Consider the following 23,337-nt stretch of genomic DNA (forward strand, 5'->3'; position numbering starts at 1 on the left):
ATTGATATCGTTTGGAGTGGTTTTGTAACTGTTTAACGGGATGTCAGTTGGGAAGTTGTCTTACTTGCACGTTACTGCAAGTAGCGACGGCGCCCGTTTTAGCGGATTTTTCTGACGGTTGTACCGCGCTGGATCAATGTTTTCTCCGAACGACACCGATCCCTGTAGGAGCTGCCGAAGGCTGCGATCTTTTGATCCTGCTTTTGATTCTGAAAAAACAAAGTCAAAAGATCGCAGCCTTCGGCAGCTCTTACAGGGGAGTGTGTGTTTTCCGGGGGCAAAAAAAACGCCCCGAACCAGTCGGGGCGTCAGTTTTGCGGCTCTGCGGTTAGCTTTCTATTCGATCCGCAGAGGCCGTTTGCTCAGGCGAAGCAGATCAGTGGAACTGTTCTTCTTCAGTCGAGCCGGTCAGTGCGGTTACCGACGACGAGCCACCCTGAATCACAGTGGTCATGTCATCGAAGTAGCCGGTGCCCACTTCCTGCTGGTGCGCCACGAAGGTGTAACCCTTGGCGGCGTCAGCGAATTCCTGCTCTTGCAGCTTCACGTAGGCAGTCATGTCGTTGCGGGCGTAGTCGTGCGCCAGGTTGAACATGCTGTGCCACATGTTGTGAATGCCGGCCAGGGTGATGAACTGGTGCTTGTAACCCATGGCGGACAGTTCGCGCTGGAACTTGGCGATGGTCGCGTCGTCCAGGTTTTTCTTCCAGTTGAAGGAAGGCGAGCAGTTGTACGACAGCAGTTGGTCCGGGTATTCCTTTTTGATCGCTTCGGCGAAGCGGCGAGCCTCGTCCAGATCCGGCTTGGCAGTTTCACACCAGATCAGGTCGGCGTACGGAGCGTAAGCCAGACCACGGGCGATGGCTTGATCGAGGCCGGCGCGAACCTTGTAGAAACCTTCCTGAGTGCGCTCGCCAGTTACGAACGGCTGGTCGTACGGGTCGCAATCGGAAGTCAGCAGGTCAGCAGCGTTAGCGTCGGTACGGGCCAGGATGATGGTCGGAGTACCGGCAACGTCAGCAGCCAAGCGAGCAGCGGTCAGCTTCTGTACGGCTTCCTGAGTAGGAACCAGTACTTTACCGCCCATGTGACCGCATTTTTTCACGGAAGCCAGTTGGTCTTCGAAGTGAACGCCGGCGGCGCCTGCTTCGATCATGCTCTTCATCAGCTCGTATGCGTTCAGCACGCCACCGAAACCGGCTTCAGCGTCAGCCACGATCGGCGCGAAGTAGTCGATGTAGCCATCGTCGCCCGGGTTCTTGCCGGCTTTCCACTGGATCTGGTCAGCACGACGGAACGAGTTGTTGATGCGCTTGACCACGGTTGGAACCGAATCCACCGGGTACAGCGACTGGTCCGGGTACATGGATTCTGCGGAGTTGTTGTCCGCAGCCACTTGCCAGCCCGACAGGTAGATCGCCTGGATACCGGCTTTAACCTGCTGAACAGCCTGGCCGCCGGTCAGGGCGCCCATGCAGTTGACGAAATCTTTCTCAGGACGGAAGGACGGCTTGGCACCCTGGGTGACCAGGTTCCACAGCTTGTCGGCGCCCATTTTTGCAAAGGTGTGCTCAGGTTGAACCGAGCCACGCAGACGGACGACGTCAGCAGCGGAGTAAGTGCGTGTCACGCCTTTCCAGCGCGGGTTTTCAGCCCAGTCTTTTTCGAGGGCTGCAATTTGCTGTTCGCGTGTCAGTGCCATGGAGATAAACCTCGTCGCGTCTTTATGAAAAGTTGTTCTGCGGTGGAAAATTCCTGCGCTCGCTGACCAGAAGCTTAGGTGGTCAAGGCGGATTCGGCGGGGTAGGCGACGGGATGAACGATGGGCTCGAGGGGAAGTGAGCAGGTAGTGGCGCACTGCAGGGCGCATTCGGGCGTCGTGGGCCTTTACACGGTCTACAGCGTGAAGCCGGGTTACCTAATTACGCTTCCGTCCCTCGGGACAACTTCGTTCCAGTCGGCAACCTCGTCAAACACACCTTGTGGGCGGTACAGACACGAAACGGTTCGCGGGGTAGGTGCGAACGTCGCTTCGAAGGCCCTTGCCAGGGCCTCTGATTAGCGGGAGCGAGGCCATCATGCCTTCGCTTTTTTACCCCGTCAAACGTTTTGTAGTGCTTTTTTTCAAGCACTACATCTTTCGTCTAATACGACTAATCAGTCAGTTTTCGGTGCTTTAGTCCAAGGCGTCGACTTTCACCCGCAAGGTCATGTCATCCCGGCCTTGAGTCGAGTAGCTGCGGGTCAGGCCCTGTTTGTCGGCCTGAGTCTGGCGATTTACGCCGGCGAGGGTGATCCACTCGCCGAGGCGCCCGCTGACAGTTGTGTCGGTGCTTTGCACGTTCACTACATCGGGACGTTCCTGGCTCATGCGGTCACGGTTGGTACTGATCGCCAGGTGAACGATGTCGCCGGTGACGCTGGCGGTGACGTAGAAACCCTGAGTGACGTTGCGATATTGCGTCTGGCTGTTGTAACCGCCGTAGGAATCACTCTGAACATTGGTGATCGGAACGCTCTGGCCGACTTGGATCAGCGCCGGCATGCCATCGGTGGCCTGAACCTGCTGGACGCCGCCTTCGCGGCTGGTGGTGCTGCGGCTGATGATACGGGTCTGGTTCGGCTGAGCGCCGTTGACCGAATAACCTTCGTCGCCCCGGCCATTGTTTTCATTGGTGTCGACGCTGATCAGCAAGCGCTTGGGCGCAGTGTCCAGTTGGGTGATCAGCGCCTTGAGTTCCTGAATCTTGTCCGGCTCGGCTTTGATGATCAGTTGATTGCCGTAGGCGCTGACCTGACCGTCCTTGCCGAGGAAGTCTTGCGCCATCGGCAGCATGTCGGTGCTGGTGCGGTAATTGAGAGGCACGATTTCTGTGGCTGCCATCACCGAAAAACTGCAACCGAGCAGCAGGGTGGTGAGCCGGGTGCGTAGGGACATGTCCGTTATCTCCGCTTTCGAAAGGCTTGATATTGCCAGTTTGTCGGCCTTGGGTGGGGCAAGTTGAATCGTAGACAGCAAAACGCCCCGGCATCGGCGGATGTCGGGGCGTTTTGTGGTGTTCTCGAGGGCCTCTTCGCGAGCAGGCTCGCTCCCACAGTAGATCTCCAGCGGACACAAATTGTGCGTCAGGCACAGGTCCAGTGTGGGAGCGAGCCTGCTCGAGAAAGCCGCACCTCGGTCTCAGGCCGAATGGCGAACCATGTCGACATGCGGAATCCCGGCTTCGAGGAATTCCTCGCTGACCAAGCTGAAGCCCAAGCGCTCATAGAACGCGGTGGCCTGAACCTGCGCGCTGAGCATTTGCTGCTTCAATCCGCGTTCTTCAGCTTCAGCAATGACCGCTTGCATCAGCGCATCACCGACCTTCATCCCGCGCCAGTCTTTCAGCACTGAAACCCGGCCGATGTGCCCATCGGGCAGCAAGCGCGCAGTGCCGATCGGAAAGTCGCCTTCAAACGCCAGAAAATGTACGGCGGTCGCGTCATCCGCGTCCCATTCCAGCTCAGGTGGCACCGATTGTTCGGCGATGAACACCGTTTCACGAATGCGCCGGATCTCGGCGATGTCCTTCTGCCAGTCTGCGACACGTACGCGAATCTTATTCATCGGCGAACCCCAGGCTCCCTTGCTTGACCAACTGGCACAGCAGGCCGCAAGCGTCTTCGTCGTTCAGCCACTCACCGAGGTTGTCGGTGTGCAGGGCGTCAGCGGCGCAGATCAGCTTCAGCAGTTCGCGCAGCTTGCCCGGCAGGTAACGGCTCTGGCCGCTGGCGAACAGCAGCAGGTCGTCATCGACTTCCGACCAGGCCAGGCGCGCACTCGGGTTGCGGATCAGAATGGCGCCATCCTGCAGGGCAGCGAGGAAGTCTTCTTCTTCGATGTCTTCCGGGCCGGCCACCAGTTCTGGATAACGCGGCTCGGTCATGTACTGGCCGAACCAGGTCAGCAGCAGGCGCTCGTCGCTCATGTGCTCGGCGAGCAGCGCTTTCAGGCGATCCAGTGCATCGTGTTGAATCTGGTGTGGATCGGCTGCTGGCTGTGCGTCGGCGTCGGTGTAGCGCTCTTCGTCAGTCAGGAACTGGCTGAGGAAGTCGGTGAAGTGGGTCAGCACTTCAGAAGCGCTTGGTGCGCGGAAGCCAACCGAGTAGGTCATGCAGTTGTCGACCGCGACACCGCAGTGCGCCAGGCGTGGCGGCAGGTAGAGCATGTCGCCCGGTTCCAGCACCCACTCTTCGGTCTCGTGGAATTCGGCGAGGATGCGCAGATCCGCGTGTTGCAGCAGCGGGCTCTCGGAATCGCACATCTGGCCGATTTTCCAGTTGCGCTTGCCGTGGCCCTGCAGCAGGAACACGTCGTAGTTGTCGAAGTGAGGACCAACGCTGCCACCCGGGGCGGCGAAGCTGATCATCACGTCGTCAACGCGCCAGCTCGGCAGGAAGCGGAAGTTTTCCAGCAGTTCGCTGACTTCCGGCACGAACTGGTCGACCGCTTGTACCAGCAGAGTCCACTCTTTTTCCGGCAGCTTGCTGAACTCGTCTTCAGCGAACGGGCCGCGACGCAGTTCCCACGGACGCTCGCCGTGCTCGATCACCAGGCGCGATTCGACTTCTTCTTCCAGGGCCAGGCCGGCCAGTTCGTCGGCGTCGATCGGGCTTTCGAAATCAGGAATCGCCTGACGGATCAGCAGCGGCTTTTTCTGCCAGTAGTCGCGCAGGAATTCGCGTGCCGTGATGCCGCCCAGAAGTTGAAGAGGAATATCGGGATTCATATGTAACCTATTGAAAAAAAGCACTTTTCAGACGGGAATAAAAACGCCCGGCGCGGCCGGGCGTCTCAAACGGATCAAGCGGTCGATCAGATGCGTTTGGCTTGCGCTACAGCGTTGCCGATGTAGTTGGCCGGGGTCAGTTGCTTGAGCTCGGCTTTCGCTTCGGCAGGCATGTCCAGACCATCGATGAAAGTCTGCAACGCTTCCGGGCTGATGCCCTTGCCGCGGGTCAGTTCTTTCAGCTTCTCGTACGGGTTTTCGATGTTGTAGCGGCGCATCACGGTCTGGATCGGCTCAGCCAACACTTCCCAGCAAGCGTCGAGGTCAGCGGCAATCTTCTGCTCGTTGAGCTCCAGTTTGCTGATGCCTTTGAGGCTGGCTTCGTAGGCGATCACGCTGTGGGCGAAGCCGACACCGAGGTTGCGCAGTACGGTGGAGTCGGTCAGGTCGCGCTGCCAGCGGGAAATCGGCAGTTTGCTCGCCAGGTGCTGGAACAATGCGTTGGCGATGCCCAGGTTGCCTTCGGAGTTTTCGAAGTCGATCGGGTTGACCTTGTGCGGCATGGTCGACGAACCGATTTCGCCAGCGATGGTGCGCTGCTTGAAATAACCCAGGGAGATGTAGCCCCAGATGTCACGGTCGAAGTCGATCAGGATGGTGTTGAAGCGCGCGATTGCGTCGAACAGCTCGGCGATGTAGTCGTGCGGTTCGATCTGCGTGGTGTACGGGTTGAAACCCAGGCCTAGCTCGTCTTCGATGAAGGCGCGGGCGTTGGCTTCCCAGTCGATCTGCGGGTAGGCCGACAGGTGCGCGTTGTAGTTGCCGACAGCGCCGTTGATCTTGCCCAGCAGCGGCACGGCAGCGACCTGAGCAATTTGACGCTCGAGACGGTAAACCACGTTCGCCAGCTCTTTACCCAGAGTGGTCGGCGAAGCTGGTTGGCCGTGAGTGCGCGACAGCATTGGCACGTCAGCGAAACGGATGGCCAGTTCGCGGATGGCGTTGGCAGTCTGGCGCATCAGCGGCAGCATCACGTCGTCACGACCTTCGCGCAGCATCAGGGCGTGGGACAGGTTGTTGATGTCTTCGCTGGTGCAGGCAAAGTGGATGAACTCGCTGACCTTGGCCAGCTCCGGCAGTTTGGCCGCTTGCTCTTTGAGCAAGTATTCGATCGCTTTGACGTCGTGGTTGGTGGTGCGCTCGATCTCTTTGACGCGCTCGGCGTGCTCCAGCGAGAAGTTTTCAGCCAGTTCATTGAGAACGGCGTTGGCCTCGGCGGAGAAGGCTGGTACTTCAGGGATGCCAGCGTGGGCGGCCAGACGCTGGAGCCAGCGCACTTCAACCAGAACACGGGCACGGATCAAACCGTACTCGCTGAAAATCGGGCGCAGGGCCTGGGTTTTGCCGGCGTAGCGGCCGTCAACAGGGGAAACCGCAGTGAGCGAAGAAAGCTGCATGGGGTGTTCTCGGACAGTCGGGCAACGAAATGGGGCGCGTATCATACATGAAAAAATCCGCCGGTCCGTTGCCAACTGACCGGCGTATTACGCGTTACAGACTACAAAGCTTTTGTTGCAGGGCGAATTACTCGCTGCGCATCAACGGATACAGCTCTTTGAGCAGCTTGCGCCGGCTGATCACCAACTGCCAGCGATGGCCGCCGAGCTGCCGCCACAGGCGCGCCGAACGAATGCCGGCAAGCAGCAGGGCGCGGATTTTCGAGGCATTGCTCGGCTGCTGCAGGTTGCGCATGTCGCCGTGCACCTGGATGCGTTGGCGCAAGGTGCTCAGGGTGTCCTGATACAACGCGCCGCACGCCGCGACGACGTTTTCATGGGCCGGGCCGAAATGTTCGACCTGCGACTGGATCTGCGGCAAGCGCTTGCCGATGATGTCGAGCATGTCGTCACGTTTGGCCAGTTGACGCTCAAGACCGAGCATCGACAGGGCATAACGCAGCGGCTCGCGTTGCAACGTGCTTGGGTCGCGCTCGAGGGCGCCAATCAACGCACGGTAACCTTCGCGCAGATTGATGTCGTCGCCGCCGTACACATCCAGCGTGTCCTTCGGGTCGCGCACCAGCAGGCTGCCGAGCATGCAGCTCAGGCCAGCCTCGCTGGTCTGGCCGGTCTTGGCGATCCGGTCGACCAGCACCGCGGCGAGAAACACACCGCCCAGCGCCGTCAGTTGCTCCTGAGTCGGGCTCATGCCTGGCCGCTCCACGGCTCGGCGACTTCGATCACGCCGCCGCCGAGGCAGATTTCACCGTCGTAGAACACCACGGACTGGCCCGGAGTGACCGCGCGTTGCGGTTCGTCGAACACGGCGCGGTAGCCGCTGGCGGTTTTTTCCAGGGTGCAGGCCTGGTCGCTCTGGCGATAACGCACTTTCGCGGTCAGGCGCAGCGGCTGGCTCAGGTCGATCGGGTTGACCCAATAGATTTCCGAAGCGAGCAGGGCGCTGGAGAACAGCCACGGATGGTTGTTGCCTTGGCCGACGATCAGCTCGTTGGTGTCGAGATCCTTGCGCAGCACGTACCACGGTTCATCGCCGGCGTCTTTCAAACCGCCGATACCGAGGCCCTGGCGCTGACCGATGGTGTGGTACATCAAACCGTGATGACGGCCGATGACTTCGCCTTCGGTGGTCTTGATCTCGCCCGGTTGCGCCGGCAGGTATTGCTTGAGGAAGTCGCTGAAGCGACGCTCGCCGATGAAGCAGATCCCGGTGGAATCCTTCTTCTTGGCGGTCGCCAGCTCGTATTTCTCGGCAATGGCGCGCACTTCCGGCTTTTCCAGTTCGCCGACCGGGAACAGGGTCTTGGCGATCTGTTCGCCGCCGACGGCGTGCAGGAAGTAGCTCTGATCCTTGTTCGGATCGAGGCCTTTGAGCAGTTCGGTGCGGCCATCGATGTCACGGCGGCGCACGTAGTGGCCGGTGGCGATCAGGTCGGCGCCGAGCAGCATGGCGTAATCGAGGAACGCCTTGAACTTGATCTCGCGGTTGCAGAGGATGTCCGGGTTCGGCGTACGTCCGGCCTTGTACTCGGCCAAAAAGTGCTCGAACACGTTGTCCCAGTACTCGGCGGCGAAGTTGGCGGTGTGCAGCTTGATGCCAATCTTGTCGCAGACAGCCTGGGCATCCGCCAGGTCGTCCATGGCGGTGCAGTATTCCGTTCCGTCGTCTTCTTCCCAGTTCTTCATGAACAGGCCTTCCACTTCATAACCCTGCTCGATCAGCAGGAGAGCGGAAACGGAAGAGTCCACGCCGCCGGACATGCCGACAATGACGCGCTTCTTGGATGTGTCAGAAGGGGCTGGATCACGCATAGGGATTCAATGAGTGTCTTGAAAAAGGACGCGATTCTAGCAGGCTCGCGGCCTCAAGGCTAAAGAGAAGGGCGGATCAGTTCGAGGCTGAAGTGATGGCCGGCCAGATAATCGTCGATGCAACGGATGATCAGCTGGCTGCGCCAGTTGTCGCGTTGGGCGATTAATTCGTCGCGGGTCAGCCACTTGGCGCCGACGATGCCGTCGTCGAGTTGATAATCGGGGTGGTGTTGCACGGCTTTGGCGCTGAAGCACACGCGCTGGTAAGTCACGCCGTTGCTCGGCGCGGTGTACAGGTAAATGCCGATCACGCCGGTGGGCTCGACGTCCCAGCCGGTTTCTTCGAGGGTTTCGCGTACGGCGGCGTCGATCAGGGTTTCGTCCGGGTCGAGATGGCCGGCGGGCTGGTTGAGTACGTTACGCCCGGCTTTGTGTTCTTCGACCATCAGGAAGCGACCGTTGTCCTCGACGATGGTGGCGACGGTGATGTGGGGGAGCCATTCCATAAAACCTTCCTCAATCTATTGGTTGAAACCCATTCCCATTGTGGGAGCGAGCTTGCTCGCGAATGCGGTTTATCATTCAACATTTTCATTGACTGATCCGCCGCCTTCGCGAGCAAGCTCGCTCCCACAGGGGAAGTGTGAACTCTGAAAACACAAACCCCGGCACAAGGCCGGGGTTTGTGATGTTCCCATTACAACCTTAAACCAGCGCAGCAATCGCCGCGTTGAGGGTTGCGCTTGGGCGCATGGCCTTGCTGATCAGCTCGGCATTGGCGTGGTAGTAACCGCCGATGTCGACTGGCTTGCCCTGAACGGCGTTGAGCTCGGCAACGATGGTCGCCTCGTTCTCGGTCAGAGTCTTGGCCAGAGTCGCGAACTGCGCTTGCAGTGCAGCGTCTTCAGTCTGGGCAGCCAGGGCCTGAGCCCAGTACATCGCCAGGTAGAAGTGGCTGCCGCGGTTGTCGATGTTGCCGACTTTGCGCGATGGCGACTTGTTGTTGTCGAGGAACTGGCCAGTGGCCTGGTCCAGGGTTTTCGACAGCACCAGCGCTTTCGGGTTGTTGTAGTTCACACCCAGATGCTCGAGGGACGCCGCCAGTGCGAGGAACTCGCCCAGCGAATCCCAGCGCAGGAAGTTTTCTTCAACCAGTTGCTGCACGTGCTTCGGAGCCGAACCGCCAGCGCCGGTTTCGAACAGGCCACCGCCGTTCATCAGCGGCACGATCGACAGCATCTTGGCGCTGGTGCCCAGTTCCATGATCGGGAACAGGTCGGTCAGGTAGTCGCGCAGTACGTTGCCGGTCACCGAAATGGTGTCCTTGCCTTCGCGGGTGCGCTGCAGGGTGTACTTCATGGCGTCGACCGGCGCCATGATCTGGATGTCCAGACCGCTGGTGTCGTGATCCTTCAGGTAGGCCTGAACTTTCTCGATCACTACGCCATCGTGAGCGCGCATCGGGTCCAGCCAGAAGATTGCTGGCGTGCTGCTTGCGCGAGCACGGTTGACGGCCAGTTTGACCCAGTCCTGGATCGGCGCGTCTTTGGTCTGGCACATGCGGAAGATGTCGCCGGCTTCAACAGCCTGTTCCATCAGCAGGTTGCCCTTGCTGTCGGTAACGCGAACCACGCCGTCAGCCTTGATCTGGAAGGTCTTGTCGTGCGAGCCGTACTCTTCGGCTTTCTTCGCCATCAGGCCAACGTTTGGCACGCTGCCCATGGTGGTCGGATCGAAAGCGCCATTGGCTTTGCAATCTTCGATCACGGCCTGGTAGATGGTCGCGTAGCAACGATCCGGGATCACCGCCTTGGTGTCGTGCAGCTGACCGTCGGTGCCCCACATTTTGCCGGAGTCACGAATCATTGCTGGCATCGAGGCGTCGACGATCACGTCGCTCGGCACGTGCAGGTTGGTGATGCCTTTGTCGGAGTTGACCATCGCCAGCGATGGACGAGCAGCGTAGACGGCGGCCATGTCAGCTTCGATCTGTGCTTGCTGCTCAGCCGGCAGGGCTTTGATGCGCGCGTACAGATCGCCGATGCCGTTGTTCAGGTTGAAGCCGATCTCGGCCAGCACGTCAGCGTGCTTGGTCAGGGCATCTTTATAGAACTCGGCAACGATCTGGCCGAACATGATCGGGTCGGAGACCTTCATCATGGTCGCTTTCAGGTGAACCGAGAGCAGCACGCCCTGGGCCTTGGCGCTTTCGATTTCAGCAGCGATGAACGCACGCAGGGCGTTTTTGCTCATTACGGCGCAGTCGAGGATCTCGCCAGCCTGAACGGTGGTTTTTTCTTTCAGGACGGTAGCGCTACCGTCCTTGGCGATCAGCTCGATCTTCACAGCGTCAGCGGCGTCGATCAGGGCAGCTTTTTCGCTGCCGTAGAAATCGCCGGTGCTCATGTGAGCGACGTGGGACTTGGAGTCTTTGGCCCAGGCGCCCATTTTGTGCGGGTGCTTGCGCGCATAGTTCTTCACCGACAGCGGTGCGCGACGGTCGGAGTTGCCTTCACGCAGAACCGGGTTCACGGCGCTGCCCTTGACCTTGTCATAACGTGCCTTCGCGTCTTTGTCGGCGTCGCTGGTTACGGTTTCCGGATAGTCCGGCAGGTTGTAACCCTGAGCTTGCAGCTCTTTGATCGCGGCTTGCAGCTGTGGCACCGAAGCGCTGATGTTCGGCAGCTTGATGATGTTGGCTTCAGGCGTAACGGCCAGGTCGCCCAGTTCGGCGAGGTGGTCGGCTACGGCTTTGTCGCCCAGTTGCTCGGGGAAGCTGGCCAGAATGCGCGCTGCAAGAGAGATATCGCGGGTTTCCACGGCGATATCGGCCGAAGCGGTGTACGCCTCGATGATCGGCAGCAGGGAATAGGTGGCGAGGGCTGGAGCTTCGTCGGTGAAGGTATAGATGATCTTCGAGCGGGTGGGCATATTCGGATTAACTCTCTCTTCTTTGCTAAAGCGTGCGCAGAAACTCGAGGGGCGCCGGGTAAGCGCGTTCGTTCAAAGTCATCCATGAACCGAATGTCGAGATTCTTCGCGGTGATGTTGGGTGCATCAGTAGAGCGTCAAGCAGTCGGACTGCGGTAACAACCCGACCAATCAGGCGGAAAGTCTCGTGCTAGAGAGGCCAGCCGTCGTGACCCTGTGGTCAGCGGGCGGCATTATACATAGGTAGCTGGCAATCTGCCGATGGTTCATATGCAACGATTCTCGTCCATTGGTCTAAAGGTCGCAGGGCAGGGTGGGGCGTAGAGTCGTCGCGAATGCTTGAGTTTGGCGCTTTTCCCTTTGCTTTCAGGCTTGTACGAAACGAGATGTGGCCGCGCCACGAACAGAGGGTTTGCGTGTTGATTTAACTGGGTTACGCTCGAACCAAGCCAGATGTTCAATCCAAACAATGGAGTTCAGCATGGGTTACAAGAAGATTCAGGTTCCAGCCGTCGGCGACAAAATCACCGTCAATGCAGACCATTCTCTCAATGTTCCTGATAACCCGATCATCCCCTTCATCGAAGGTGACGGCATTGGTGTCGACATCAGTCCGGTGATGATCAAGGTTGTCGATGCTGCAGTTCAAAAGGCATACGGCGGTAAACGCAAGATTTCCTGGATGGAAGTCTACGCCGGGGAAAAAGCCACTCAGGTTTACGATCAGGACACCTGGCTGCCTCAGGAAACCCTCGATGCAGTCAAGGATTACGTGGTTTCCATCAAGGGCCCGCTGACCACCCCGGTCGGTGGCGGCATCCGTTCGCTGAACGTTGCTCTGCGTCAGCAACTCGACCTGTATGTCTGCCTGCGCCCGGTGCGCTGGTTCGAAGGCGTACCAAGCCCGGTGAAAAAGCCTGGCGACGTCGACATGACCATCTTCCGCGAGAACTCCGAAGACATCTATGCCGGCATTGAGTGGAAGGCCGGTTCGCCGGAAGCCACCAAGGTCATCAAATTCCTTAAAGAAGAAATGGGCGTCACCAAGATCCGTTTCGACGAAAACTGCGGCATCGGCGTCAAGCCGGTTTCGCTGGAAGGCACCAAGCGTCTGGCGCGCAAGGCTCTGCAATATGTGGTCGATAACGACCGCGATTCGCTGACCATCGTGCACAAAGGCAACATCATGAAGTTCACCGAAGGTGCCTTCAAAGAGTGGGCCTACGAAGTGGCCGCTGAAGAATTCGGCGCGACCCTGCTCGACGGCGGCCCGTGGATGCAGTTCAAGAACCCGAAAACCGGCAAGAATGTCGTGGTCAAAGACGCCATCGCCGACGCCATGCTCCAGCAAATCCTGCTGCGTCCGGCCGAGTACGATGTGATCGCAACCCTCAACCTGAACGGCGACTACCTCTCCGATGCCCTGGCGGCGGAAGTGGGCGGTATCGGTATCGCGCCGGGCGCCAACCTGTCCGACACCGTGGCGATGTTCGAAGCGACCCACGGTACTGCGCCGAAGTACGCTGGCAAGGATCAGGTCAACCCGGGGTCGCTGATCCTCTCGGCCGAGATGATGCTGCGCCACATGGGCTGGACTGAAGCGGCGGATCTGATCATCAAGGGCACCAACGGCGCCATTGGTGCCAAGACCGTGACCTATGACTTCGAGCGTCTGATGGACGGGGCCAAGCTGGTTTCGTCTTCGGGCTTTGGGGATGCGTTGATTTCGCATATGTAAAACGCGGGCACATAAAAACCGTCTGGCTCGATGAATTGAGTCAGACGGTTTTTTTATGGCTGGAAATTTAGTGGCGTCAGTTGGTTACTTTTTCTTCGTGAGTGGCGGCCGGGGTCGCTTCTTTGGCCACGTCTGCCGAGCAGATCTTCACTGCGTGAAGGCCTTTGGGGCCTTGCACGATCTCGAATTTCACTGCCTGACCCGCTTTCAGGGTTTTGTATCCTTCCATCTTGATCTGAGAGAAATGAGCAAAAAAGTCGATCTCTTTGCCATCCTCATCGCGGCCTTCACGGGCGTCGGTATTGATAAAGCCGAATCCCTTGGCATTGTTGAACCATTTCACCTTGCCGACAGCCATGCTCAAATCCCTCTGCAACAGACTCCATCGCTGGAGTATCATCCAGTTCATCCGCAATCTTATTCGTTAAAAGAATTGACTCCGCGGATCTTTTTTACCCACTGTGGGTTCTATTGGTTGTAACACCGTTTTCCCGATAGTCAAGGTGACCGGGCAGTCGGAGTTGAAAACGTGGACAACCGCCCCCACCACTGTATTTGCACAACTGACGAACCTTTCTTTCCATGCATGCAATCAGCCAGATTCGACTAACATTCAATCAGGATCGCCCGCTTCTCCAAAAGGATCATCCAGAGGAGCACGACGACGATTCGGCAGGCGTTGCTGTTCAGGAAGCAAAGCCTGCGTTACAGGCGCCGCCGATGTACAAGGTGGTTTTGTTCAACGATGACTACACACCGATGGATTTCGTCGTCGAAGTGCTCGAGGTGTTTTTTAACCTGAATCGCGAGCTGGCGACCAAGGTCATGCTGGCCGTCCACACAGAAGGACGGGCAGTATGTGGAGTGTTTACCCGCGACATCGCCGAGACAAAGGCCATGCAGGTCAACCAGTACGCCAGGGAAAGCCAGCATCCGCTACTCTGTGAAATCGAGAAGGACGGTTAATCGCCGACCACTTGGGTATGAGGTGAAGCTATGTTAAACCGCGAGCTCGAAGTCACCCTCAATCTAGCCTTCAAGGAGGCTCGTTCGAAACGTCATGAATTCATGACCGTCGAACACCTTTTGCTGGCCCTATTGGACAATGAGGCTGCCGCCACCGTTTTGCGTGCCTGCGGCGCAAACCTCGACAAACTCAAGCATGACCTGCAGGAGTTCATCGACTCCACCACGCCATTGATCCCCGTTCATGACGAAGATCGTGAAACCCAGCCAACCCTGGGCTTCCAGCGTGTACTGCAACGTGCTGTTTTCCACGTACAGAGCTCGGGCAAACGCGAAGTAACCGGCGCCAACGTGCTGGTTGCCATCTTCAGTGAGCAAGAGAGTCAGGCAGTGTTCCTGCTGAAACAGCAGAGCGTTGCGCGCATCGATGTCGTCAACTACATCGCTCACGGCATTTCCAAAGTGCCGGGGCATGGCGATCACTCTGAAGGTGAACAAGATATGCAGGACGACGAGGGCGGTGAGTCTTCTTCTTCAGGCAATCCTCTGGATGCTTATGCCAGCAACCTCAACGAACTCGCGCGTCAGGGTCGTATCGATCCGCTGGTCGGCCGCGAATCGGAAGTCGAGCGTGTCGCGCAGATTCTCGCGCGCCGGCGTAAAAACAATCCGCTGCTGGTTGGCGAAGCAGGCGTGGGTAAAACCGCGATTGCCGAAGGCCTGGCCAAGCGCATTGTCGACAACCAGGTGCCGGATCTGCTGGCCAACAGCGTTGTTTACTCTCTCGATCTCGGTGCTCTGCTCGCGGGCACCAAGTATCGCGGTGATTTCGAGAAGCGCTTCAAGGCGCTGCTCAATGAACTGAAAAAACGTCCGCAGGCGATCCTGTTCATCGACGAAATTCACACCATCATCGGTGCCGGTGCTGCTTCCGGTGGCGTCATGGATGCTTCGAATCTGCTCAAGCCGCTGCTGTCGTCTGGCGACATTCGCTGCATCGGCTCGACCACGTTCCAGGAATTTCGCGGCATCTTCGAGAAGGATCGTGCCTTGGCGCGTCGCTTCCAGAAGGTCGATGTCGTCGAGCCGTCGGTGGAAGACACCATTGGCATCCTGCGCGGCCTGAAAGGGCGTTTCGAGCAGCACCACAACATCGAGTACAGCGATGAGTCGTTGCGCGCAGCTGCTGAACTGGCCTCGCGCTACATCAATGACCGGCATATGCCGGACAAGGCCATCGACGTGATTGACGAGGCGGGCGCCTACCAGCGTCTGCAACCGGTCGAAAAGCGCGTGAAGCGCATTGAAGTGCCGCAGGTTGAAGACATCGTCGCGAAAATCGCGCGGATTCCGCCTAAGCACGTCACCAGTTCCGACAAGGAACTGCTGCGTAACCTGGAGCGTGACCTGAAGCTGACGGTGTTTGGTCAGGACGCGGCGATCGATTCGCTATCGACGGCGATCAAGCTGTCTCGTGCCGGGCTCAAGTCGCCGGACAAGCCAGTCGGTTCGTTCCTGTTCGCAGGTCCGACCGGTGTTGGTAAGACCGAGGCTGCGCGGCAACTGGCCAAGGCGTTGGGGATCGAGCTGGTTCGCTTCGACATGTCCGAATACATGGAGCGTCACACCGTATCGCGTCTGATCGGTGCGCCTCCAGGCTATGTCGGTTTCGATCAGGGCGGTCTGCTGACCGAGGCGATCACCAAGCAGCCGCATTGCGTATTGCTCCTCGATGAAATCGAGAAGGCGCATCCGGAAGTCTTCAACCTGCTGTTGCAGGTGATGGACCACGGTACGCTGACCGATAACAACGGGCGCAAGGCGGACTTCCGCAATGTGATCGTAATCATGACCACTAACGCCGGTGCCGAAACGGCGGCACGTGCTTCGATCGGTTTCACTCATCAGGACCACTCGTCCGATGCGATGGAAGTGATCAAGAAGAGCTTCACGCCGGAGTTCCGTAACCGTCTGGACACCATTATCCAGTTTGGTCGCCTCAGTCATGAGGTCATCAAAAGTGTGGTGGACAAGTTCCTTACCGAGCTTCAGGCGCAGCTGGAAGACAAGCGTGTGCTGCTGGAGGTCACTGATGCCGCGCGTAGTTGGCTGGCGGCGGGTGGTTATGACTCGGCGATGGGCGCACGTCCGATGGCGCGTCTGATTCAGGACAAGATCAAGCGTCCGTTGGCGGAGGAGATTCTGTTTGGCGAACTGGCCGAGCATGGCGGTGTGGTGCACATCGACATCAAGGATGGTGAGTTGACGTTTGACTTCGAGACTACCGCAGAGATGGCCTGATGGCTTGATGTTGATTGGGAAGGCGCCTTCGGGCGCCTTTTTTGTTGTCTGGAGTTTTTGGGTGTATATCCGTTGCTGCGGGTGTTGCTGATTAGGGTTCCGCCCTTACGGCGGGTCACTTTTGGCAAACGCCCGGAATGCCGGCCCAGCCAAAAGTAACCAAAAGGGCTTGCTCCTACGTGCGGCCCGCTCGCTGGGGCTCGGGGTTCCTTCGCTGCGTGATCGATCCGGGCGCAGCGTCTACGGTTTGCTTCGCTGCACCTCCTCTCGCTGTGTTTGGCTGCGCCAAACGGTCGCTGCGCTCCCACGCCCGGATCAATCCCTTCACTCAGCCTTCCGACGTCGCCTTACAGATCAAAAGCCGCAGCCGAGCTAACGCTCATCCTGTTGAGTGGTGAAGAGCATGCGGTCGGCTTTTGTTCGGTGTTGGATTCGCCCCTCACCCCAGCCCTCTCCCGAGGGAGAGGGGGCCGATCTGTGGGCTTTTCAGAACCTGAGTTCAACTCGGTATTTCACGTCGGCGTTGCTCTCCCAAACACCACCGTCAGTCCCCTCTCCCTCCGGGAGAGGGCTAGGGTGAGGGGCTTTTGATCTGGCTCTTGATCTTGCTTTGGCTTTTGATCTTTTGCCCCATCGGCAGGCCGAGCGTAGGTGTTCATCCGGGGGTAGGCGCGCAGCGCCGTGCGGCGCAGCCGCATTCATCGAGAGGAGGTGCAGCGAAGCAAACCGTAGGCGATGCCCCCGGATGGACACCGTAGCGAGGGAACACTGAGCCTCAGCGAAGTGCCGTACGCCGGGGCAAAGCCTTTTGGGTTACCTTTTCGGCGTTTGGAAAAGGTGACTCGCTGTAAGAGCGAAACCGCCAGTAGCAACCCCCGCAGCAACGGATATACACACAAGACCAAAACCCAAATCCCAGACAAACAAAAACGCCCGGCATAAACCGGGCGTTCTGTATTGACTTGATTAACGAGCGCGGTAAGTAATGCGCCCTTTGCTCAAGTCATAGGGCGTCAGCTCGACGCGCACTTTGTCACCGGTAAGAATACGAATGTAGTTCTTGCGCATCTTGCCGGAAATATGCGCGGTTACGACGTGCCCATTTTCCAACTCCACACGAAACATGGTGTTGGGCAGGGTGTCGACGACAGTGCCTTCCATTTCGAAGCTGTCTTCTTTCGACATGCAGTAAAGCCCTCGGTATCCAATGAATGGCCCGGTGCAACTGCGCCAGGCAAAAGCGGCGTGCATTGTGCCCGAAAAATGGTGTTTACGCCAAGGGGTTTACGGCTTGGGTTTAGTTGAGGATGACCCAGCGCTGATTAATCAGCAATTCGATGGGTCGGTATTGCGTCTTGTAGTTCATCTTTTTGCAGTTCTTGATCCAGTACCCGAGGTACACCGCCTCAAGCCCGAGGCGCTGTGCCTCGGCGATTTGCCAGAGGATGGCAAATCGGCCAAGGCTGCGGCGCTCTTCGTCGGGTTCGTAGAAGGTATACACCGCCGACAAACCGTTCGGCAGTAAATCGGTCACTGCCACGGCGAGCAACCGTCCGTCGAGTCGGAACTCGTAAAAGCGCGAGAAGGGCAGATCGCGTACCAGAAAAGTCGAGAATTGATCACGGCTCGGCGGGTACATGTCGCCGTCGGCGTGACGTTGTTCGATATAGCGCTGGTACAGATCGAAATATTCTTCACTGAATTGCGGTTTGGCCGGGCGCACCTGCAGATCGGTGTTGCGCTTGAAAATCCGCTTCTGCTGGCGATTGGGTGTGAACTGCGCCACCGGAATGCGCGCAGGCACGCACGCATTGCAGTTCTGGCAATGCGGGCGGTACAGATGATCGCCGCTGCGACGAAAGCCCATTTCCGACAGGTCTGCGTAGACATGCACATCCATGGGCTGACTCGGATCGAGAAACAGGGTCGTGGCCTGCTCCTCGGGCAGATAACTGCAAGAGTGAGGCTGAGTGGCATAGAACTTCAACCGCGCCAACTCGGTCATGATCAACCCTCGGGATAAGCTGGTGAATTAAGTGTAAGCCACGCGCGCAAAAGTCGCTCAGCAAACCCAAGTGGCACGATTGGGTTGATCCAGGTGATTGGCCAGATAGTCGGCGAATTGCTGACGAGGAATCGCCCGCGCGCCGAGGCTGTGCAGATGATCGGTCGGCATCTGGCAATCGATCAGCACGAATCCCGAGTCTTGCAGATGGCGCACCAGGGTGGCGAAGCCGAACTTGGAGGCATTGTCGGCGCGGCTGAACATCGATTCGCCGAAAAACAGTTGGCCCATCGCCAAGCCATACAGGCCGCCGACCAGCTCTCCCTGATCCCAGACCTCCACCGAATGGGCGAAGCCGCGACGATGCAGTTCGACGTAGGCGTCCTGCATCGCCTCGGTGATCCAGGTGCCGTCAGCGTAATCCCGTGGCGCGGCGCAGGCGCGGATTACCGCATCGAAGTCTTGATCGAAGGTCACTTGATAGCGTTCCTGGCGGAGCAATTTGCTGAGGCTGCGCGAGACGTGCAGTTCGTCGGGAAATAACACCGTGCGCGGATCCGGTGACCACCAGAGAATCGGCTGGCCTTCGGAAAACCAAGGAAAGCAGCCATGGCGATACGCTTGAATCAGCCGATCGGCCGACAGATCGCCACCGGCGGCGAGCAATCCGTTAGGGTCGCGCATGGCCTTTTCCAGAGGTGGAAAAGTCAGGGAATTACGTTGTAACCAAGTCAGCATGGCATCCAGGCTTGCAGAAGGGGAGGGCGGTGCGGGCTGTTCGGCCCGCGATAAAGTGTGCCGTTAAATGACAGGAATGTCGTCCAGATACTTCTCGGCATCGAGCGCGGCCATGCAGCCGGCGCCCGCCGACGTCACCGCCTGGCGGTAAACGTGGTCGGCCACGTCGCCGGCGGCAAACACCCCGGGAATCCCGGTGGAGGTCGCGTCGCCGTCACTGCCGCCCTTGACCTGCAAATAGCCGTCGCGCATCGACAACTGGCCTTGAAACAGGTCGGTGTTGGGTTTGTGGCCAATGGCGATGAAGACGCCGGCCAGTGCCAGTTCGCGGGTTTCGCCGGTATGGCTGTTACGCAGTCGCGCGCCGGTGACGCCGCTGGCATCGCCGAGTACTTCGTCGAGATTCTGGTTCCAGTGCAGGCGCACATTGCCGTTGGCGGCTTTCTCGAACAGTTTGTCCTGAAGGATTTTCTCCGAACGCAGTTTGTCGCGGCGATGGATCAGGTGTACCTCTTTGGCGATGTTCGACAGGTACAGGGCTTCCTCAACTGCTGTATTGCCGCCGCCGACTACGGCGACCACCTGATTGCGATAGAAAAAGCCGTCACAGGTCGCGCAGGCGGAAACACCTTTGCCGGCAAAGGCTTCTTCCGAAGGCAGCCCCAGATACTGCGCCGAGGCGCCAGTGGCAATGATCAGTGCGTCGCAGGTGTAGGTGCCGCTGTCGCCAACAAGTTCGAACGGGCGCTGCTGCAACTTGGCGGTGTGGATGTGGTCGTAAACGATCTCTGTGGCAAAGCGTTCGGCGTGCTTCTGCATGCGCTCCATCAACACAGGGCCGGTGAGGCCTTCAACGTCGCCGGGCCAGTTGTCGACTTCAACGGTGGTGGTGAGCTGGCCACCTGCCTGCAGGCCGGTAATGACCACGGGTTTGAGGTTGGCGCGAGCGGCATACACGGCAGCGCTGTAACCGGCCGGACCGGAGCCGAGGATGATCAGGCGTGAATGCTTCGCTACGTTCATCAAATACACCTCATAAGCCTTTGTCACAAAAGGTAATGCATGCTCAAATTGGCCAACAGGTCTTGTGTGCTTGACTATGCTTGATCCTGGGGTTTGAAGCATGGCATCGGACGCACAAACCCGTACAATGCCGGGCTGTTACAGAATATTCGCAGTGCGCTGTATTCATGGCTGTGTTTATAAAACCGGCAGCACAGTGTTAAAAGTAGTCTCAGTTGCGCTCGTTCACTTTTTTACCTGCCTGGATTGGGCAGTTTTTTATCGTCATTCAATAGATGGACGCGCCTCGGGCGCAGGAAAAGAAGCGTTTTGAAGAAATCCACCGAAGCACCAAAAACAGTCGTTCCGCTCTGGCGCCAACAGTTGCACTACCGGCTCAAGGAGGGTGCATTGATCGCCATCGGTGCCTTGTGCCTGTTCCTGATGATGGCTTTGCTGACCTACGGCAAGGACGATCCGGGCTGGAGCCACAACAGCAAGATCGACGATGTACAGAATTTCGGCGGCCCGGCGGGCTCCTACAGCGCTGACATCCTGTTCATGGTGCTGGGTTATTTCGCTTATATCTTCCCGTTGCTGCTGGCGATCAAGGCCTACCAGATCTTCCGCCAGCGCCACGAGCCGTGGCAGTGGAGCGGCTGGCTGTTCTCCTGGCGCCTGATCGGTCTGGTGTTTCTGGTGCTGTCCGGCGCTGCGCTGGCGCATCTGCATTTCCACGCAGCGTCGGGTTTGCCGGCAGGTGCGGGTGGGGCACTGGGCGAAAGCCTCGGCAATCTGGCGAAAAATGCCCTGAACATTCAGGGCAGCACGCTGCTGTTCATCGCGCTGTTCCTGTTCGGCCTGACAGTGTTCACTGATCTGTCGTGGTTCAAGGTGATGGACATCACCGGCAAGATCACCCTCGACCTGTTCGAACTATTCCAGGGCGCGCTCAATCGCTGGTGGGCGGCGCGTACCGAGCGCAAACAACTGGTCGCGCAACTGCGTGAAGTCGACGATCGTGTGCATGACGTGGTCGCGCCGACGGTGACCGACAAACGTGAGCAGGCCAAAGTCAAAGAACGCCTGATCGAACGTGAGCAAGCCCTGAGCAAGCACATGTCCGATCGCGAGAAACAAGTGCCGCCGGTTATCGCACCGGCTCCGGCCAAAGCGCCGGAGCCAAGCAAGCGCGTGCAGAAAGAGAAACAGGTGCCGTTGTTCGTCGACAGCGCTGTGGAAGGCACTTTGCCGCCGATCTCGATTCTCGATCCTGCAGAAAAGAAACAACTCAATTACTCACCGGAATCCTTGGCGGCGGTCGGCCACTTGCTGGAGATCAAGCTCAAGGAGTTCGGTGTCGAGGTCACGGTAGATTCGATCCACCCGGGCCCGGTGATTACCCGTTACGAAATTCAACCGGCGGCGGGCGTCAAAGTCAGCCGCATCGCCAACCTCGCCAAAGACCTTGCACGTTCCCTGGCCGTGACCAGTGTGCGGGTGGTCGAGGTGATTCCGGGCAAGACCACCGTCGGTATCGAGATCCCCAACGAAGACCGGCAGATCGTGCGCTTCTCCGAAGTGCTGTCGACGCCTGAGTACGACAACTTCAAATCGCCGGTCACCCTGGCACTCGGTCACGATATCGGTGGTAAACCGGTGATCACTGACCTGGCGAAGATGCCGCACCTGCTGGTGGCCGGTACCACCGGTTCCGGTAAGTCGGTGGGTGTGAACGCGATGATCCTGTCGATCCTGTTCAAGTCTGGCCCGGAAGACGCCAAGCTGATCATGATCGACCCGAAAATGCTGGAACTGTCGATCTACGAAGGCATTCCGCACCTGCTGTGCCCGGTCGTCACCGACATGAAAGACGCCGCCAACGCCCTGCGCTGGAGCGTTGCCGAGATGGAACGCCGCTACAAGCTGATGGCGAAAATGGGCGTGCGTAACCTCTCTGGCTTCAATGCCAAGGTCAAGGAAGCCCAGGACGCAGGCGAGCCGTTGAGTGATCCGCTGTACAAGCGCGAAAGCATCCACGACGAAGCACCATTACTGCAGAAGCTGCCAACCATTGTTGTGGTGGTCGACGAATTTGCCGACATGATGATGATCGTCGGCAAGAAGGTTGAAGAACTGATCGCCCGTATCGCCCAGAAGGCGCGTGCGGCCGGTATTCACTTGATCCTCGCAACCCAGCGGCCATCGGTGGACGTGATCACCGGTCTGATCAAGGCCAACATTCCAACGCGTATGGCGTTCCAGGTGTCGAGCAAGATCGACTCGCGCACCATCATCGATCAGGGTGGCGCCGAACAACTGCTCGGCCACGGTGACATGCTTTACATGCCACCGGGCACCAGCCTGCCGATTCGGGTTCACGGTGCATTCGTATCCGACGATGAAGTACACCGCGTGGTCGAAGCATGGAAACTGCGCGGCGCACCGGAATACAACGACGACATCCTCAACGGTGTCGAAGAAGCCGGCAGCGGTTTTGAAGGCAGCAGCGGTGGCGGCGACGGCGATGATCCGGAAGCCGACGCGCTGTATGACGAAGCCGTACAGTTCGTACTCGAAAGCCGTCGCGCCTCGATTTCCGCGGTACAGCGCAAGCTGAAGATCGGCTACAACCGCGCCGCACGGATGATCGAAGCCATGGAAATGGCCGGCGTCGTCACCTCGATGAACACCAACGGTTCCCGTGAAGTCCTGGCCCCTGGCCCGGTACGCGACTGATTGCAAACGCAAGAGGCGGGACAATGATGTGCCGCCGCTCTCCCAACGAGTATTCAAGAGGACTCCCATGCGTCTTATCCGCATGTTGCTGCCAGTACTGGCGCTGACCACTCTCACGGCCCACGCCGATGACAAGGACGTGGCGCGTCTGACCCAATTGCTGGAAACATCCAAGACCCTGAGCGCGAACTTTTCGCAGCTGACCCTCGACGGCAGCGGCACGCAGTTGCAGGAAACCACCGGCAACATGACCCTGCAGCGTCCGGGCCTGTTCTACTGGCACACCAATGCGCCGGCCGAACAGACCATGGTTTCCGACGGCAAGAAAGTCACCCTGTGGGACCCTGATCTGGAACAGGCGACCATCAAGAAGCTCGACGAGCGTCTGACCCAGACCCCGGCGCTGCTGCTGTCCGGTGACGTGTCGAAGATCAGCCAGAGCTTCGACATCAGCGCGAAAGAGGCAGGCGGCGTGATCGACTTCACTCTCAAGCCGAAGACCAAGGACACCCTGTTCGACAACCTGCGTCTGTCGTTCCGCAACGGTCTGCTCAATGACATGCAACTGATCGACAGTGTCGGCCAACGCACCAATATCCTGTTCACCGGGGTCAAGGCCAACGAGCCGGTATCGCCGTCCAAGTTCAAGTTCGACATCCCCAAGGGTGCCGACGTGATCCAGGAATAAACACGAAACCCTGTGGGAGCGAGCCTGCTCGCGAAAGCGATATTTCATCCAGCATTAATAGTGACTGATACACCGCTTTCGCGAGCAGGCTCGCTCCCACAAGGGCAAATGATCGACTTGATCAAATAGAG

At 58.5% G+C, this 23,337-nt stretch carries 19 protein-coding genes and 1 pseudogene; 5 read left to right on the forward strand and 15 right to left on the reverse strand.

Annotation, left to right across the window (positions count from 1 at the left end; genetic code table 11):
* Nucleotides 1-376: 376 nt before the first annotated feature.
* The 10 genes and pseudogenes from aceA to F8N44_RS11010 all read right to left on the reverse strand — a co-directional run bounded on the left by aceA (nt 377) and on the right by F8N44_RS11010 (nt 11,029).
* The gene (gene aceA / locus F8N44_RS10965) at nt 377-1,702 is read right to left on the reverse strand and encodes an isocitrate lyase (protein WP_007920195.1); all 1,326 of its coding nucleotides are present in this window, start codon (nt 1,700-1,702) and stop codon (nt 377-379) included.
* A 474-nt stretch (nt 1,703-2,176) separates the two neighbouring features.
* Complete coding sequence (locus F8N44_RS10970) at nt 2,177-2,938, reverse strand: secretin N-terminal domain-containing protein (RefSeq protein WP_150650306.1); 762 nt, start codon at nt 2,936-2,938, stop codon at nt 2,177-2,179.
* Between the two features lie 243 nt (nt 2,939-3,181).
* Nucleotides 3,182-3,607, reverse strand: a complete 426-nt coding sequence (locus F8N44_RS10975) for a GNAT family N-acetyltransferase (RefSeq protein ID WP_034155132.1) — start codon at nt 3,605-3,607, stop codon at nt 3,182-3,184.
* Nucleotides 3,600-4,769: a cupin domain-containing protein gene (locus F8N44_RS10980; protein WP_150650307.1), complete on the reverse strand. Its 1,170-nt coding sequence runs from the start codon at nt 4,767-4,769 to the stop codon at nt 3,600-3,602. The genes F8N44_RS10975 and F8N44_RS10980 overlap by 8 nt, the downstream gene beginning before the upstream one ends.
* A gap of 86 nt (nt 4,770-4,855) precedes the next feature.
* Complete coding sequence (gene purB / locus F8N44_RS10985) at nt 4,856-6,226, reverse strand: adenylosuccinate lyase (protein ID WP_003223822.1); 1,371 nt, start codon at nt 6,224-6,226, stop codon at nt 4,856-4,858.
* Between the two features lie 127 nt (nt 6,227-6,353).
* Complete coding sequence (gene hflD, locus F8N44_RS10990) at nt 6,354-6,977, reverse strand: high frequency lysogenization protein HflD (RefSeq protein WP_122606186.1); 624 nt, start codon at nt 6,975-6,977, stop codon at nt 6,354-6,356.
* Complete coding sequence (mnmA, locus tag F8N44_RS10995) at nt 6,974-8,098, reverse strand: tRNA 2-thiouridine(34) synthase MnmA (RefSeq protein ID WP_150650308.1); 1,125 nt, start codon at nt 8,096-8,098, stop codon at nt 6,974-6,976. The genes hflD and mnmA overlap by 4 nt, the downstream gene beginning before the upstream one ends.
* Nucleotides 8,099-8,157: 59 nt before the next feature.
* On the reverse strand, nt 8,158-8,604 hold the full coding sequence (locus tag F8N44_RS11000) for an NUDIX hydrolase (protein ID WP_150650309.1): 447 nt from the start codon (nt 8,602-8,604) through the stop codon (nt 8,158-8,160).
* Between the two features lie 38 nt (nt 8,605-8,642).
* Nucleotides 8,643-8,732, reverse strand: a pseudogene (locus F8N44_RS31685) (metal ABC transporter ATP-binding protein); the annotation flags it as partial.
* A gap of 71 nt (nt 8,733-8,803) precedes the next feature.
* Nucleotides 8,804-11,029: an NADP-dependent isocitrate dehydrogenase gene (locus tag F8N44_RS11010; RefSeq protein WP_150650311.1), complete on the reverse strand. Its 2,226-nt coding sequence runs from the start codon at nt 11,027-11,029 to the stop codon at nt 8,804-8,806.
* Nucleotides 11,030-11,510: 481 nt separating this feature from the next.
* Between F8N44_RS11010 and icd the strand changes: the two genes are divergently transcribed.
* On the forward strand, nt 11,511-12,767 hold the full coding sequence (gene icd / locus F8N44_RS11020) for an NADP-dependent isocitrate dehydrogenase (RefSeq protein WP_034155137.1): 1,257 nt from the start codon (nt 11,511-11,513) through the stop codon (nt 12,765-12,767).
* 76 nt (nt 12,768-12,843) lie between these two features.
* Here the strand turns inward: icd and F8N44_RS11025 are convergent, their stop codons facing one another.
* Nucleotides 12,844-13,125, reverse strand: coding sequence for a cold shock domain-containing protein (locus F8N44_RS11025; protein WP_150650312.1), 282 nt, complete (start codon nt 13,123-13,125; stop codon nt 12,844-12,846).
* 224 nt (nt 13,126-13,349) lie between these two features.
* Here F8N44_RS11025 and clpS point away from each other — a divergent pair, with 224 nt between their 5' ends.
* On the forward strand, nt 13,350-13,733 hold the full coding sequence (clpS, locus tag F8N44_RS11030; RefSeq protein ID WP_027614670.1) for an ATP-dependent Clp protease adapter ClpS: 384 nt from the start codon (nt 13,350-13,352) through the stop codon (nt 13,731-13,733).
* Nucleotides 13,734-13,763: 30 nt separating this feature from the next.
* Nucleotides 13,764-16,034, forward strand: a complete 2,271-nt coding sequence (clpA, locus tag F8N44_RS11035; protein ID WP_016987404.1) for an ATP-dependent Clp protease ATP-binding subunit ClpA — start codon at nt 13,764-13,766, stop codon at nt 16,032-16,034.
* A 966-nt stretch (nt 16,035-17,000) separates the two neighbouring features.
* Here clpA and infA read toward each other — a convergent pair.
* The 4 genes from infA to trxB all read right to left on the reverse strand — a co-directional run bounded on the left by infA (nt 17,001) and on the right by trxB (nt 19,800).
* Nucleotides 17,001-17,219 (reverse strand): translation initiation factor IF-1, encoded by a 219-nt coding sequence (infA, locus tag F8N44_RS11045; protein WP_002553999.1) that lies wholly within the window; start codon nt 17,217-17,219, stop codon nt 17,001-17,003.
* A 112-nt stretch (nt 17,220-17,331) separates the two neighbouring features.
* The gene (locus F8N44_RS11050; protein ID WP_110719379.1) at nt 17,332-18,039 is read right to left on the reverse strand and encodes an arginyltransferase; all 708 of its coding nucleotides are present in this window, start codon (nt 18,037-18,039) and stop codon (nt 17,332-17,334) included.
* Between the two features lie 57 nt (nt 18,040-18,096).
* Entirely contained in the window at nt 18,097-18,777 is a 681-nt protein-coding gene (aat, locus tag F8N44_RS11055) for a leucyl/phenylalanyl-tRNA--protein transferase (protein ID WP_150650314.1), read from the reverse strand.
* A 63-nt stretch (nt 18,778-18,840) separates the two neighbouring features.
* Entirely contained in the window at nt 18,841-19,800 is a 960-nt protein-coding gene (trxB, locus tag F8N44_RS11060) for a thioredoxin-disulfide reductase (RefSeq protein WP_150650315.1), read from the reverse strand.
* Between the two features lie 309 nt (nt 19,801-20,109).
* On the opposite strand from trxB, the gene F8N44_RS11065 reads away from it, so the two are divergent.
* Together F8N44_RS11065 and lolA are read left to right on the forward strand one after the other, a co-directional pair.
* Complete coding sequence (locus F8N44_RS11065) at nt 20,110-22,518, forward strand: DNA translocase FtsK (RefSeq protein ID WP_077573592.1); 2,409 nt, start codon at nt 20,110-20,112, stop codon at nt 22,516-22,518.
* A gap of 67 nt (nt 22,519-22,585) precedes the next feature.
* Nucleotides 22,586-23,206: an outer membrane lipoprotein chaperone LolA gene (gene lolA / locus F8N44_RS11070; RefSeq protein WP_127928929.1), complete on the forward strand. Its 621-nt coding sequence runs from the start codon at nt 22,586-22,588 to the stop codon at nt 23,204-23,206.
* Nucleotides 23,207-23,337 lie beyond the last annotated feature (131 nt).

The sequence above is a fragment of the Pseudomonas fluorescens genome (assembly GCF_902497745.1).
In the GTDB taxonomy this organism is placed as follows: Bacteria; Pseudomonadota; Gammaproteobacteria; order Pseudomonadales; family Pseudomonadaceae; genus Aquipseudomonas; species Aquipseudomonas fluorescens_BM.